The following is a 14,879-nucleotide window of genomic DNA, read 5'->3' as shown; positions in this document are numbered from 1 at the left end:
GGGCAACTGTGACCCAATGGTTCCCGTTGAAAAAATACTGGCGCCAGTAGATCGGCGGTACTAGCGTACGCACTATCAGGTGCTAGCATAGCGCCACCATTCTGACCGCTGTCTCAACGTACTGCGGTCGAGCATTAGAAGCAGTGCCATGACCGAGCAAGAAGATCCCAGTCGCGATCGCCTCAAGAATCACTTCGCACAGCGGGTGATCCACCAGGCACGGCATCTTCTGGAAGTCTGGCAGCGCCTGCAGCGCGCCGAGTGGACCAGCGCCGACCTCACCGAGCTGACCGAGGCCAACGCCTACCTGCTGCGCTATGCGGAACGCTTCGAGCAAACCGAACACACCCAGCTGGCCCACGGCATCGCGGGCTGCCTGCGCGCCATCCAGGCCAACCGCGGCCGCCTCTCCAGCGACCTGATCACCGAGCTGAGCCAGTTGATGCAGCGCCTTTCGCGCACCGGCCTGCGCCATGGCGACCAGCTGGAGCAGACCTTCCTGCCGCCCCTGCGCAAGCCGGTCTACCTGGCCCTGCAGGACCAGGAGCGGGCCCAGCGCCTGGCCCAGCAGATGGACTTCTTCGGCCTCTTCGTGCAGACCTGCGACAGCGCCAACGCCTTCCGCGCCGCCATGGCCGAGCGCCATCCCGCCGCCATCGTCATGGAAGTGGATTTCGCCGGGCGCGGCCTCGGCCTTGAGCTCGCCCTGGAGGCGCAGAAAGGCCTGGAGCCCAAGCTGCCGGTGCTGTTCTTCAGCCATGAGGAAACCGATACGCCGACCCGCCTGGCCGCCGTGCGCGCCGGTGGCCAGGAGTACTTCACCGGTGCCCTGGACGCCTCCAGCCTGCTGGAGAAGATCGAGACCCTGACCCGCACCGCCCACTATGAGCCCTACCGGGTGCTCATCGTCGACGACTCCAAGGCCCAGGCGATGCACACCGAGATGGTGCTCAACAGCGCCGGCATCGTCACCCAGGCCATCACCGAGCCGGCCCTGGCCATGGGTGCGCTGGCCGAGTTCCAGCCCGACCTGATCATCCTCGACATGTACATGCCCGAGTGCCTGGGCACCGAGCTGGCCAAGGTGATCCGCCAGCACGAGCGCTACGTCAGCGTGCCGATCATCTACCTCTCGGCCGAGGACGACCTGGACAAGCAGCTGGATGCGATGAGCGAAGGCGGCGACGACTTCCTCACCAAGCCGATCAAGCCGCGCCACCTGATCGCCACGGTGCGCACCCGCGCCAAGCGCGCCCGCAGCCTGAAGGCGCGGATGGTGCGTGACAGCCTTACCGGCCTGTTCAACCACACCCACACGCTGCAGCTGCTGGAGGACGCCCGCTCGCGCGCGCGTCGCGACGGCACCCCGCTGACCTTCGCGATGATCGACATCGACCACTTCAAGAAGGTCAACGACACCTACGGCCACCCCATGGGCGACCGGGTGATCAAGAGCCTGGCGCTGTTCCTCAAGCAGCGCCTGCGCAAGACCGACCACATCGGTCGCTATGGCGGCGAGGAGTTCGCCATCGTCCTGCCCGACACCGACCTGCAGGCCGCCCACCGCGTGCTGGACGAGATCCGTCGGCGCTTCGCCGAGATCCACTACCCGGCGCAGCCCCACGACCTGTCGTGCACCTTCAGCTGCGGCATCGCCGAACTGCGCGACGGTGCCGACGGCAACCTTCTTTCCAAGCAGGCCGACGAAGCGCTCTACCGCGCCAAGCACGGCGGTCGCAACCGCGTCGAACTGTTCACCTGACAAGCCGACCAAAGGGCGTGACGCAGTTCACGCTGTCATCAGGCTGAAACCGAACCGCAATATCTTTCAGGGCCTGTCCGTTCTGTAGTCGGTCGAGGCCCCGATGCGCCTGAAACAGCTCACCAACCTCAACACCCTGCTCCTGGTCACCGTCTGCCTGGCGCTCGGCGTCACCCTCTGGTGGTCCCAGCGCGCCCTGGAACGCCCCTACCAGGTGATGGAGCAGTACATGGACCTGGCCCAGCGCTTCCAGCGCGATGTCAGTGCCAACATCGAGGCCTACCTCGCCAGCGGTGACGCCCTGCGCCACAGCGCCGCGATCCAGAGCCTGGACGAACTCGACCAGCGCATGGCCCAGCTGCCACCGCAGCTGGCGACCACCCTGCGCGCCAGCATCGACGACCTGCGCGCCTTCAGCGGCGACCAGCTGCTGGCCGCCGGCAAGCTGGCCGGCGACCCGCAAGGCCTGCTGCTGCAGGCCGAACGGGAGATCGATGGCGCCCTGGAGCAGCTGGCCCGCTACGCCGACGAGGGCGACGCCGCCCAGGCCACCGACTACCGCAAGCCGCTGCTCGCCGCCGCGCAGCACCTGACCCGCCTGGCCCACGCCCGGGCCAAGCTGGTGGAAAGCGGCCGTGACGAGCTGGCCGCCGATGTCGAGCGCGAGCTGGCCGCCCTGGCCCAGGAGTCCGCGCGCCTCGACGCCCTGCCGCTGCTGGGCGTGGCCGACGCCTCCAGTTCCGCTTCCGATGATTTCGCCGCGATGATGGGCCTGGCCGCCGACACCCAGGAAAAGCAGGCCGAAGACAGGGGCATCGCCCTCAAGCGCGACCTGGGCAGCCTGCTCACACGCTACCCGGCCGAGCTGCAACGCACCCGCCAGCTGATCACCAGCCGCGCCGAACTCGCCGGCACCACCCGCGCCCGCCTCGACGCCCTGCGCCAGGCCCTGGCCGCCCTGGAGCCGCTGGTGCGCTCCGAGCACGGTCGCATCCAGGGCGAAGTGCGGGTGATCCAGGGGCTGATGATCGGCCTGATCCTGCTCATCGCCCTGGCCGTGGACCGTATCCAGCGCAACCTCACCCGCGTGCTCGGGCGCCTGGTGCAGTCCCTCTCCGCCTGGGCCGCCGGTGATTTCAGCCAGGCCATCGCCCTGGATTCGAAGATCGACGACCTGCGCGGCATCGAACAGTCCCTGGGCCGCCTGCGTGCCTACCTGGGCGAGCTGGTGGGCACCATCCGCCACCACGCCGAACAGGTGGCCGGCAGCAGCCATACCCTGGCCGAGCTCAACGGCGGCCTGCACGCCGGCGCCGAGCGCCAGGCCGGCGGCACCGCGCAGATCCGCGACGCCCTGGGCGAACTGGAGGCGACCATCCAGCAGGTGGCCGGCGATGCACGCCAGGCCGCCGCCGCCAGCCACGACGCGGGACGCGCCGTGGAGCAGGGCCAGCGCATCATCGGCCAGAGCCTGGAAGGCATGCACAGCCTGGTCGGCGAGGTGCAGGGCAACGCCGTGGCCATCGAACGGCTGGCCCAGGAGTCCGCCACCATCGAGAGCGTGCTGGTGGTGATCCGCGGCATCGCCGAGCAGACCAACCTGCTGGCGCTCAACGCCGCCATCGAAGCGGCCCGTGCCGGCGAGCAGGGCCGCGGCTTCGCCGTGGTCGCCGACGAAGTGCGCACCCTGGCGCAGCGCACCGCCGGCGCCACTGGCGAGATCCAGGAACTCATCGGCCGGCTGCAGACCGCCGCCCACCAATCGGTACAGGGCATGCGCGCACAGGTCGAGCACGCCGAGGCCACCGCCGCCCGCGCTGCCGCCGCCGATGGCGCGCTGGACGAGATAGTCGCGGCCATCCGCACCATCGCCGACACCGCCGGGCAGATCGCCGAGGCCACCGCCAACCAGAGCGGCGCGGTCACCGAGATCCGCGGCTACAGCGAGGAGATCCACCAGCTCGGCGACGACAACCTGCAACGCATCGGAAGCAGCCGCGACCAGGCCGAGCAGCTGCTGCAGCTGGGCGGCGACCTGACCCGCGCGGTGCAGGCCTTCCGCGTCTGACCCCTGCGGCGACGTGTCGCGGGTGGCGGCGGTGAAGCCCGCTGCCGCCGGCCCGCCCGACGCCACCGCGCCATGACCATCGGGACGGTCGAGAAAACCGCTTACAGGATCGGCGCTGCATGGCGGCGGCCGGCTCCGCTATCATGCCCGGCACCTTCGCCTGCCGAGACTTCCATGCGCCGTCTGCTGACCCTGATCCTGCTGCTGGTCGCCCTGCCCGCCAGCGCCGGGCTGCTGGATAACCGCCCCAGCTCCACCCTCGGAGCCGCGCTGAACAACAGCAAGGACTTCCTCCCCGTGCGCGAGGCCTTCCGCCTCAGCCTGGTGGACAGCTCGCCGACCTCGATCAAGCTGCGCTTCACCAACGCCGAGGGCTACTACCTCTACAAGCACCGCTTCCAGTTCCGCACCGAACCGGCGGACATCGCCCTGGGCGATGCGCAGCTGCCGGCCGGCAAGCACAAGACCGACGAATACTTCGGCGACGTGGAGGTGTACTACGAAGTCCTCGACGTCGACCTGCCGCTGAACAACCCGTCCAATCGTCCCTTCAAGCTGCTGGTGACCTACCAGGGCTGCGCCGACAAGGGCCTGTGCTACCCGCCGGAGACCGAAACCCTGCAGATCGGCGACGCCCCGGCGGCGCTGGAGGGCGCGATCCCATCCGAGGGCAAGGGCTGGAGCTGGCACGAGCTGGCGCTGTTCTTCCTCGCCGGCCTCGGCCTGACCTTCACCCCCTGTGTGCTGCCGATGCTGCCGATCCTCTCCGGCGTGGTGCTGCGCGGCCAGGTGGGCGGCAGCCGCGGCCTGGTGCTGTCGCTGGCCTACGTACTGCCGATGGCGGCCTGCTTCGCCGTGCTAGGCGCGCTGATGGGCGTGTTCGGTGCCGAACTGAACCTGCAGGCGCGCCTGCAATCGGCCTGGGTGCTGGTGCCCTTCGCCGCCTTCTTCGCGGTGTTCGCCCTGGCCATGTTCGGCCTCTACGAACTGCGCCTGCCACAGTTCATCAGCGGCCCGCTGGATCGCCTGGCCGGCAACACCCGGGGCGGCTCGATCTGGGGCGCGGCGGCACTGGGGGTGTTCTCCAGCCTGCTGGTCTCGCCCTGCGTGTCGGCCCCGCTGGCCGGTGCCCTTCTCTATATAAGCGCCAGCGGCGATGCCCTCGGCGGCGGCCTCAAGCTGTTCGTGCTCGGCCTCGGCATGGGGGCGCCCCTGGTGCTGTTCGCCGTGGGCGGCGGCACGCTGCTGCCGAAGTCCGGCAACTGGATGGTCGCGGTGCGCAACGCCTTCGGCGTGCTGCTGCTGGCCGTCTCGGTGTGGCTGCTGGAGCGCGTGCTGCCCGGCCCGCTGTCCCTGGCCCTGTGGGGCCTGCTGGCCGGCGGCGTGGCGCTGTTCCTCGGTGCCCTGGAATTCACCCCGAAAACCGCCCGCCAGCGCCTGGCGCAACTGGCCGGCCTGGTGCTGCTGGTCTACGCGGTGGCTGCCTGGACCGGCGCCCTCAAGGGCGAGTCGGACCCGCTGCGCCCCCTCGGCCGTCCGGGTGCTGCAGCCGTCACCACCAGCACCGCCGGTGCCTGGCAGACCATTACCACCCCGGCCGAGCTGGCCGCCGCCCAGGTCGAAGCCAAGGCCGCCGGCAAGCCGCTGCTGCTGGACTGGTACGCCGACTGGTGCATCAGCTGCAAGGTGATCGAGCGCGAGGTGCTGACCGCCCCCGAGGTGGCCAGCCAACTGGGCGCCTACCGCCTGGTGCGCTTCGACATGACCGCCAGCACGCCCGAACAGCGCGCCCTGCTGGACCGCTACAAGCTGTTCGGCCCGCCCGCGATCCTGTTCTTCGCCCCCGATGGTGACGAATGGTCGGAATCGCGTGTCGTAGGTGAGATCAACGCGGCGGACTTCGCCGCCAGGCTGCAGGGCGCTGCCCAGCGGCTCTGAGCCGGATTTTCACAAATCTGCCGCAAACTACGGGCATCGTGTCGGCTACTACCGGCATATGGACAGCCTCTCGGGCTTTCCTGCATAGTCCCGCCTGGCCCCCAATAAGGAAGACACCGCATGGCCACCCTGCTCGTCCTGCACGGCCCCAACCTCAATCTGCTGGGCACCCGCGAACCCGACAAGTACGGCGCCACCACCCTGGCCGAGATCAACCAGGACCTGGAGCGCAGGGCCCGCGAGGCGGGCCACCACCTGCTCTACCTGCAGAGCAACGCCGAGTACGAACTGATCGATCGCATCCATGCCGCACGCAACGAGGGCGTGGACTTCATCCTGATCAATCCCGCCGCTTTCACGCATACGAGTGTCGCCCTACGTGACGCGTTGCTCGCGGTGAGCATCCCATTCATCGAAGTGCACCTCTCCAACGTGCACAAGCGAGAACCTTTCCGCCATCACTCCTACTTCTCGGACGTTGCAGTGGGAGTGATTTGCGGTCTTGGCGCCACCGGCTACCGCCTGGCCCTGGACGCGGCGCTTGAACACCTTGAACGCCCCTGACCTCACCCTTGGGAGTTGATAATTAATGGATATCCGTAAAGTCAAAAAACTGATCGAGCTGCTGGAAGAGTCCGGTATCGACGAGCTGGAGATCCGCGAGGGCGAAGAGTCCGTGCGCATCAGCCGCCACAGCAAGCAGGCCGCCATGGCCCAGCCGATCTACGCCGCCGCCCCGATGGCCGCCCCGGCACCGGCCCCGGTAGCCGCCCCCGCCGCCCCGGCGGTCGAAGCCGCTCCGGCCGCCAAGAAGCTCAACGGCACCGTGGTGCGCTCGCCGATGGTCGGCACCTTCTACCGCGCCGCCTCGCCCACCTCGGCGAACTTCGCCGAAGTCGGCCAGACCGTTAAGAAGGGCGACATCCTGTGCATCGTCGAAGCGATGAAGATGATGAACCACATCGAGGCCGAAGCCAGCGGCGTGATCGAATCCATCCTCGTGGAGAACGGCCAGCCGGTTGAGTACGACCAACCGCTGTTCACCATCGTCTGAACCGCGGAGAGCTGAGATGCTGGAAAAAGTCCTGATCGCCAACCGTGGCGAGATCGCCCTGCGCATCCTGCGCGCCTGCAAGGAGCTGGGCATCAAGACGGTGGCGGTGCACTCCACGGCCGACCGCGAACTGATGCACCTGTCCCTGGCCGATGAGACCGTATGCATCGGCCCGGCCCCGGCTGCGCAGTCCTACCTCAATATCCCGGCGATCATCAGCGCCGCCGAAGTGACCGGCGCCACGGCGATCCACCCGGGCTACGGCTTCCTCGCCGAGAACGCCGACTTCGCCGAACAGGTGGAGAACTCCGGCTTCGCCTTCATCGGCCCGAAAGCCGACACCATCCGCCTGATGGGCGACAAGGTGTCGGCCAAGGACGCCATGAAGAAGGCCGGCGTACCGACCGTCCCGGGCTCCGACGGCCCGCTGCCGGAAGACGAAGCGACCGCCCTGGCCATCGCCGAGGAAGTCGGCTACCCGGTGATCATCAAGGCCGCCGGTGGCGGTGGTGGTCGCGGCATGCGCGTGGTGCACAGCGCCGACGAGCTGATCAAGTCGGCCAAGCTGACCCGCACCGAGGCCGGCGCGGCGTTCGGCAACTCCATGGTCTACCTGGAGAAGTTCCTCACCAACCCGCGCCACGTCGAAGTGCAGGTCCTCTCCGACGGCCAGGGCAACGCCATCCACCTGGGTGACCGCGACTGCTCCCTGCAGCGCCGCCACCAGAAGGTGCTGGAAGAGGCCCCCGCTCCCGGCATCGACGAGAAGGCCCGCGCCGAAGTGCTGGCCCGCTGCGTCCAGGCCTGCGTCGAGATCGGCTATCGCGGTGCCGGTACCTTCGAGTTCCTCTACGAGAACGGCAGCTTCTACTTCATCGAGATGAACACCCGCGTCCAAGTGGAGCACCCGGTCACCGAGATGGTCACCGGCATCGACATCGTCAAGGAGATGCTCAGCATCGCCGCGGGCAACAAGCTGTCGATCAAGCAGGAGGACGTGGTCATCCGTGGTCACGCCCTGGAATGCCGGATCAACGCCGAGGACCCGGACAACTTCATGCCCAGCCCCGGCAAGGTGCAGTACTACCACGCACCCGGCGGCAATGGCGTGCGCGTCGACTCGCACCTGTACAGCGGCTATGCGGTTCCGCCGAACTACGATTCGCTGATCGGCAAGCTGATCACCTACGGCAAGGACCGCGACGAGGCCATGGCGCGCATGCGCAACGCCCTCGACGAGCTGGTGGTGGACGGCATCAAGACCAACATCCCGCTGCACCGCGACCTGACTCGCGACAAGGGTTTCCGCAAGGGGGGCGTGAACATTCACTACCTCGAGCACAAACTGGGCAAGAAGTAAGCCCGGCAACCCTGGAAGGGCCGCATAATGCGGCCCTTCTTCATTTCACGCGAAGGATCGCCATGTCCCTGAAGTCCCGCATCCTTGCCATCGGCCCGGCCTTCGGCGAAGCCTTCATCTGCCTCGGCCTGGCCCTGCGTTCCAGCCTGCGCCCCGGCATCCTCCTGCGCTCCTCCGGGCTCTGCCTGCTGACTCTGGTTTTCTGGAGCTGGGTCTTCTACGCCCATGCCGAAATCATCCTCAAGGCCGCCGGACTGCTGTCGTTCTTCGTCATCTCCGGCGCCGCCATGTTCGGCCTGATGCCCAGCCTCACCGGCGGCCCGGCCACCGTCAGCGGCATGGCCGGCATCGCCCCGGCAGTGGGGCTGATGCTGGTGTATTCCGCTCTCCTGGCACTGGCCATGGTCGGCGTGCTGTTCGTCGCGGCCGTCGTCATCAGCATCCGCCTGGCCCTGCGCTGGGTGCTGATGGGCAGCCTGCGCGAGCGCGCCCTCAAGCCCTACCCGGGCCTGGCCTCGCGCAGCCCGGCGGCCAGCGACCTGCTGCGCGCCGGTCGCTACCACCTGGGCCCCTGGCTGGGCATCGGCCTGGGCCCACTGCTGTGCCTGGCGATACCGGTTATAAACGGCGTGCTGCTGATCATTCTCCTGGGCTACCTCAACGTGCGCTTCCTGGTGCCCGCCGCGCTGTCGGGCCTCGCCAGCGGCGCCGAGCAGATGCAGGCGGTGCGCCGCCAGCGCGGGGCGATGATCGCCTTCGGCCTGCTCATCCTGCTGCTGGCGATGGTGCCGGTGCTCAACCTGTTGCTGCCCGCCCTGCTCGGCGGCGGCGCCTGCCACCTCGCCTATCGCGGCCTCGACCGCCCGGAGCGCCCGGCTGGCGCGGCATCGGAGCCTCAAGTAAGCTTGCCCGCCCCATGAAGCCATCTCAAAAACCACCTGCGCTGCCATCGCCGCGTTAAACACAGGCTAAAAATGCTCAGTTGCACCCCGTAAACTGCGCTTTTTCGCCTGTTCTTGCCTTGCGCTGCCGGCCTCGCCGACGTTTTTACAGGCGCCCATAAGGGCCATATTTTCACCGCATCGAGGTTCCGCCATGCCCTGGTTACAAGTCCGTCTCGCCATCACCCCGGATCAGGCGGAAACCTATGAAGACGCGCTGCTGGAAGTCGGCGCCGTCTCCGTGACCTTCATGGATGCCGAAGACCAGCCGATCTTCGAGCCCGACCTCGGCACCACCCCGCTCTGGTCCAACACCCACCTGCTGGCCCTGTTCGAAGCCGATACCGACGAAACCAACCTGGTCGCCCATCTGGAGCTGCTCACCGGCGGCGCGCTGCCCGAGCACCAGATCGAGCGCATCGAAGACCAGGACTGGGAACGCAGCTGGATGGACAACTTCCAGCCCATGCGCTTCGGCCGCCGCCTGTGGATCGTGCCCAGCTGGCACGAAGCCCCGGAGCCGGACGCGGTGAACCTGCTGCTGGACCCGGGCCTGGCCTTCGGCACCGGCACCCACCCGACCACCGCACTGTGCCTGGAATGGCTGGACGGCCAGGAGCTGGACGGCTGCGACCTGATCGACTTCGGCTGCGGCTCCGGCATCCTCGCCATCGCCGGCCTGCTGCTCGGCGCGCGCCAGGCGGTGGGCACCGATATCGACCCGCAAGCCCTGGAGGCCTCCCGCGACAACGCCTCGCGCAACGGCATCGACCCGGCCCTGTTCCCCGTCTACCTGCCCGCCGACATGCCGCAGCAGCAGGCAGACGTGGTGGTGGCCAACATCCTCGCCGGCCCGCTGGTGTCCCTGGCGCCGCAGATCACCGCACTGGTCAAGGCCGGCGGCCGCCTGGCGCTGTCGGGCATCCTCGCCGAGCAGGCCGAGGAAGTCCGCGCCGCCTACGCCGACGCCTTCGCCCTCGATCCCACCGCCGACAAGGACGGCTGGGTGCGCATCAGCGGCGTACGTCGCTGAGCAGAGCATGAGCAGACCCGCGCCAGCGCGTTGCCGAGTTGGTAGACTGGCGCCTTGTTTCGCACGGACCGCCGCATGACCGAAAGCTTCGTCACCCAGTGCCCCCATTGCCAGACCAGCTTCCGTGTGAGCCGCGCCCAGCTGGGCGCAGCCCAGGGCGCCGTGCGCTGCGGGGCTTGCCTGCACGTGTTCAACGCCGCCAAGCAGCTGCTCGGCGCGATGCCGCCCAGCGAGCCGAAGCCCACCACGCCCGCCCCACAGGCGCCACGCCCTGCCGCGCCGCCCCCCGCGAAACCCGCCACCCCCGGGGCCCCGGCAGCACCTGCGCCCACGGCGCAGCCGGCCAGCCCGGTGCCCAGCGTCGCCGCCCTGCTCAAGACGCCGCCGCCCCCAACCGCCGCACCGCCGGGCAAGACCGCCGACAAGAACACCCTGTGGATCCACGACGACCTGGACCTCGACAGCCTCGACCTGGACGAGGAACTGGCCAAGCTGGAGCAGGAAGAACTCAAGCTGTCCCAGGAATTCCTCGCCCTGCAGGCCGCCCCCAAGCCGGGCGAGCAGCTGTACGGCCAGCGCGACGAGGTGACCGACCGGCATGACGAGCGCTGGGCCGAAGCGCTGCTGCGCGAGGATGCGCCCCGCGCGCCCTCCCCCGCACCACGCCCCACGCAACCGCCCGTCGGTGAAAGCCCGCGCCCCAGCGAGCCTGTGGCTGCGCCACGCAGGGAGCCCGCGCTGTCGCTCGACGACGAAGCGGACGATGAACCGGTGCCGAGCCTCGGCCTCGCCGCCGACCGGGAAGCCCCCGAGCAAACCCCGCCGCCGCACGCAGCCCTCTCCGCTGCGGACGATGAAGACGAAGACCTCGATACGCCCGTCGCCCCGCCGGCCCGCAGCGCTCCGCGCAACGAGCCCGGCCTGCGCGGCAGCAACCTGCTGGACATCGACGACGAGCCGCTGCAACTCGACTGGCAGCAGCCGAAGAAGCCCTGGGGCCGCTGGATCGGCTGGGGCCTGCTAAACCTGCTGGGCGCCGTCGCCCTGGCCGGCCAGTACGTCTGGTACCACTTCGACGAACTGGCGCGCTCCGACCAGTACCGCCCCTGGTTCGAACAGCTGTGCCCGGAACTCGGCTGCCAGCTGCCGTCCAAGGTCGACATCGCGCTGATCAAGAGCAGCAACCTGGTGGTACGCAGCCACCCGGACTTCACCGGCGCACTGGTGGTGGATGCCATCCTCTACAACCGCGCGCCCTTCTCCCAGCCGTTCCCGCTCCTGGAATTGCGCTTCGCCGATATCAGCGGCCAACTGCTTGCCAGTCGTCGCTTCAAGCCGGGCGAGTACCTCGCCGGCGAGCTCGCCGGGCAGTCCGAAATGCCACCGCAGACGCCCATCCACATCTCCCTGGACATTCTCGATCCGGGCACCAAGGCCGTGAACTACAGTCTCAGCTTCCACTCTCCCGAGTGACCCGCCGGCGACGCCTCGACGTCGCCGGCACCGCCGCCAGAACCGCCGGCGATAAGCTCCCCACTGTTCAGAATTTGTTCAAAACGACCTTTATCCGGTCATCGAGAGCGGGTATCATGCCCACCCTTTTTCGAAGACCAAGATCCGGCCCCACAGGCAGGGAAGACCCATGTCGGCGGTACGCATCGGCCCATACGCACTACCCAATCAGGTGATACTCGCCCCCATGGCGGGCGTGACCGATCGTCCGTTTCGTCTGCTTTGCCGCCGCCTCGGCGCCGGCTTGGTAGTCTCCGAAATGGTCACCAGCGATGTGCGCCTGTGGAATAGCCGCAAGTCGAAACTGCGCCTGCTGCACGAAGGCGACCCGGAGCCGCGCTCGGTGCAGATCGCCGGTGGCGACCCGCAGATGCTGGCCGAGGCCGCCGTCGCCAATGTGGCGCTCGGTGCGCAGATCATCGACATCAACATGGGTTGCCCGGCGAAGAAGGTCTGCAACAAGGCCGCCGGTTCCGCGCTGATGAAGGACGAGGCCCTGGTGGCCGCGATCCTCGAAGCGGTGGTCGGCGCCGTGGACGTGCCGGTGACCCTGAAGATCCGCACCGGCTGGGACCGGGACAACAAGAACGGCATCGCCGTGGCAAGGATCGCCGAACAGTCGGGGATACAGGCGCTGGCCGTGCATGGCCGCACCCGTGCCGACCTGTACACCGGCGAGGCCGAGTACGACACCATCGCCGCGATCAAGCAGGCGGTGTCGATCCCGGTCTTCGCCAACGGCGACATCACTTCGCCACAGAAGGCCAGAGAGGTCCTCGACGCCACCGGCGCCGATGCCCTGCTGATCGGTCGAGCGGCCCAGGGGCGACCCTGGATATTCCGCGAGATCGCGCATTACCTGGAAACCGGCGAACTGCTGCCGGCGCCGGGCTTGAAGGAAATTGAACAGATCCTGCTGGAGCACCTGGCCGCATTGCACGCCTTCTATGGCGACCTGATGGGCGTACGCATCGCCCGCAAGCATGTCGGCTGGTATCTCGCAACCCTGCCGGGCGCCAGGGAGTTTCGCGCCCAGTTCAATCGTTTGGAGTCCACGGACGCGCAGTGCGCCAACGTTCGAGAGTTTTTCATCGAACGTCACAACGACGGAGAACAGGCCGCATGACGACGATGACCGAGAATTTTTTTGATGGGGCAACACCCGTGAGCGACAACGCCAACCTTAAACAGCACCTGACGACACCGACCGCCGAAGGCCAGACCTTGCGCGGCAGCGTCGAGAAGGCCCTGCACAACTATTTCGCCCATCTCGAGGGCGCCGCGGTCACGGATGTCTACAACCTGGTGCTCTCCGAAGTGGAAGCCCCGCTGCTGGAGTCCGTGATGAACTACGTGAAGGGCAACCAGACCAAGGCGTCCGAGATGCTCGGCCTGAACCGCGGCACCTTGCGCAAGAAGCTCAAGCAGTACGACCTCCTTTAAGAACAGCTGGAAGCTGAAGGCCTGAAGCTGGATGCACGTGGCTTCGGGCGTTTGACTTCAAGCGCTGAGCTTCAGGCTTCCGGCTTCACCACCGACATCCCCCTGCACGATGGCCTTCAGATGACCGACCAGACCACCCGCCTCCCCGTTCGCCGCGCGCTGATCAGCGTCTCCGACAAGACCGGCATCCTCGACTTCGCCCGCGAGCTCGTTGCCCTCAACGTTGAGATCCTCTCCACCGGCGGCACCTACAAGCTGCTGCGGGACAACGGCATCGCCGCCGTGGAAGTCGCCGACTACACCGGCTTCCCGGAAATGATGGACGGCCGCGTGAAGACCCTGCACCCGAAGATCCACGGCGGCATCCTCGGTCGCCGCGCGCTGGACGGTGCGGTCATGGACCAGCACGGCATCAAGCCGATCGACCTGGTGGCGGTCAACCTGTATCCCTTCGAAGCCACCGTCGCCAAGCCTGACTGCGACCTGGCCGACGCCATCGAGAACATCGACATCGGCGGCCCGACCATGGTCCGCAGCGCCGCCAAGAACCACAAGGACGTCGCCATCGTGGTCAACGCCAGCGACTACGCCGGCATCGTCGAGTCCCTCAAGGACGGCGGCCTGACCTACGCCCAGCGCTTCGACCTGGCCCTCAAGGCCTTCGAGCACACCTCGGCCTACGACGGCATGATCGCCAACTACCTGGGCACCATCGACCAGGCCCGCGACACCCTGTCCACCGAGGCACGCGGCGCCTTCCCGCGCACCTTCAACAGCCAGTTCGTCAAGGCCCAGGAAATGCGCTACGGCGAGAACCCGCACCAGAGCGCGGCGTTCTACGTGGAAGCGAAGAAGGGCGAAGCCAGCGTCTCCACCGCCGTCCAGCTGCAGGGCAAGGAACTGTCCTTCAACAACGTGGCCGACACCGACGCCGCCCTGGAATGCGTGAAGAGCTTCGTCAAGCCGGCCTGCGTCATCGTCAAGCACGCCAACCCCTGCGGCGTTGCCGTGGTTCCGGAGGACGAAGGCGGCATCCGCAAGGCCTACGACCTGGCCTACGCCACCGACACCGAGTCCGCCTTCGGCGGCATCATCGCCTTCAACCGCGAGCTGGATGGCGAGACCGCCAAGGCCATCGTCGAGCGCCAGTTCGTCGAAGTGATCATCGCCCCGAAAATCTCCGCCGCCGCCCGTGAAGTGGTGGCCGCCAAGGCCAACGTGCGCCTGCTGGAATGCGGCGAGTGGCCGGCCGAGCGCGCCCCGGGCTGGGACTTCAAGCGCGTCAACGGCGGCCTGCTGGTGCAGAGCCGCGACATCGGCATGATCGCGGCAAGCGACCTGAAGATCGTCACCCAGCGCGCCCCGAGCGAGCAGGAGATCCACGACCTGATCTTCGCCTGGAAAGTGGCCAAGTTCGTCAAATCCAACGCCATCGTCTACGCCAGGAACCGCCAGACCGTCGGCGTCGGCGCCGGCCAGATGAGCCGCGTCAACTCCGCCCGCATCGCCGCCATCAAGGCCGAGCATGCCGGTCTCGAGGTCAAGGGCGCGGTCATGGCCTCCGACGCCTTCTTCCCCTTCCGCGACGGCATCGACAACGCCGCCAAGGCCGGCATCACCGCCGTGATCCAGCCGGGTGGCTCCATGCGTGACAACGAAGTCATCGCCGCCGCCGACGAGGCCGGCATTGCGATGGTATTCACCGGCATGCGCCATTTCAGACACTAACAGCGAGCTGCAAGCCACAAGCTTCAGGCTGCAAGAGAAG

The 14,879-nt window shown here is 67.7% G+C and carries 12 protein-coding genes; all 12 read left to right on the top strand.

The genetic code is table 11. The features are described 5' to 3' along the window. Positions 1–148 precede the first annotated feature (148 nt). The 12 genes from ACYJSS_RS05005 to purH all read left to right on the top strand — a co-directional run bounded on the left by ACYJSS_RS05005 (position 149) and on the right by purH (position 14,839). Positions 149–1,762 (top strand): response regulator, encoded by a 1,614-nt coding sequence (locus tag ACYJSS_RS05005; RefSeq protein WP_111263882.1) that lies wholly within the window; start codon positions 149–151, stop codon positions 1,760–1,762. A gap of 103 nt (positions 1,763–1,865) precedes the next feature. Next, the gene (locus ACYJSS_RS05000) at positions 1,866–3,830 is read left to right on the top strand and encodes a methyl-accepting chemotaxis protein (protein ID WP_111263883.1); all 1,965 of its coding nucleotides are present in this window, start codon (positions 1,866–1,868) and stop codon (positions 3,828–3,830) included. Positions 3,831–4,004: 174 nt separating this feature from the next. Beyond that, positions 4,005–5,768 (top strand): protein-disulfide reductase DsbD, encoded by a 1,764-nt coding sequence (locus tag ACYJSS_RS04995; RefSeq protein ID WP_111263884.1) that lies wholly within the window; start codon positions 4,005–4,007, stop codon positions 5,766–5,768. 120 nt (positions 5,769–5,888) lie between these two features. Further along, a complete protein-coding gene (gene aroQ, locus ACYJSS_RS04990) occupies positions 5,889–6,332 on the top strand; it encodes a type II 3-dehydroquinate dehydratase (protein ID WP_021222377.1) in 444 nt (147 codons plus the stop codon). A gap of 25 nt (positions 6,333–6,357) precedes the next feature. Then, on the top strand, positions 6,358–6,822 hold the full coding sequence (gene accB / locus ACYJSS_RS04985) for an acetyl-CoA carboxylase biotin carboxyl carrier protein (RefSeq protein ID WP_173171517.1): 465 nt from the start codon (positions 6,358–6,360) through the stop codon (positions 6,820–6,822). A gap of 16 nt (positions 6,823–6,838) precedes the next feature. Beyond that, on the top strand, positions 6,839–8,182 hold the full coding sequence (gene accC / locus ACYJSS_RS04980; RefSeq protein WP_111264845.1) for an acetyl-CoA carboxylase biotin carboxylase subunit: 1,344 nt from the start codon (positions 6,839–6,841) through the stop codon (positions 8,180–8,182). A gap of 62 nt (positions 8,183–8,244) precedes the next feature. Further along, a complete protein-coding gene (locus ACYJSS_RS04975; protein ID WP_111264846.1) occupies positions 8,245–9,102 on the top strand; it encodes an EI24 domain-containing protein in 858 nt (285 codons plus the stop codon). Between the two features lie 175 nt (positions 9,103–9,277). Beyond that, entirely contained in the window at positions 9,278–10,156 is an 879-nt protein-coding gene (gene prmA / locus ACYJSS_RS04970; protein WP_111264847.1) for a 50S ribosomal protein L11 methyltransferase, read from the top strand. 75 nt (positions 10,157–10,231) lie between these two features. After that, the gene (locus tag ACYJSS_RS04965; protein ID WP_236204308.1) at positions 10,232–11,629 is read left to right on the top strand and encodes a DUF3426 domain-containing protein; all 1,398 of its coding nucleotides are present in this window, start codon (positions 10,232–10,234) and stop codon (positions 11,627–11,629) included. 169 nt (positions 11,630–11,798) lie between these two features. Beyond that, entirely contained in the window at positions 11,799–12,794 is a 996-nt protein-coding gene (dusB, locus tag ACYJSS_RS04960; protein WP_111264730.1) for a tRNA dihydrouridine synthase DusB, read from the top strand. After that, positions 12,791–13,111, top strand: a complete 321-nt coding sequence (gene fis, locus ACYJSS_RS04955) for a DNA-binding transcriptional regulator Fis (RefSeq protein ID WP_031288889.1) — start codon at positions 12,791–12,793, stop codon at positions 13,109–13,111. The genes dusB and fis overlap by 4 nt, the downstream gene beginning before the upstream one ends. A gap of 120 nt (positions 13,112–13,231) precedes the next feature. Then, entirely contained in the window at positions 13,232–14,839 is a 1,608-nt protein-coding gene (gene purH, locus ACYJSS_RS04950; RefSeq protein ID WP_111264729.1) for a bifunctional phosphoribosylaminoimidazolecarboxamide formyltransferase/IMP cyclohydrolase, read from the top strand. Positions 14,840–14,879 lie beyond the last annotated feature (40 nt).

It is taken from the genome of Pseudomonas sp. No.21 (assembly GCF_054558415.1).
This window is presented reverse-complemented; position numbering and strand designations above follow the sequence as displayed.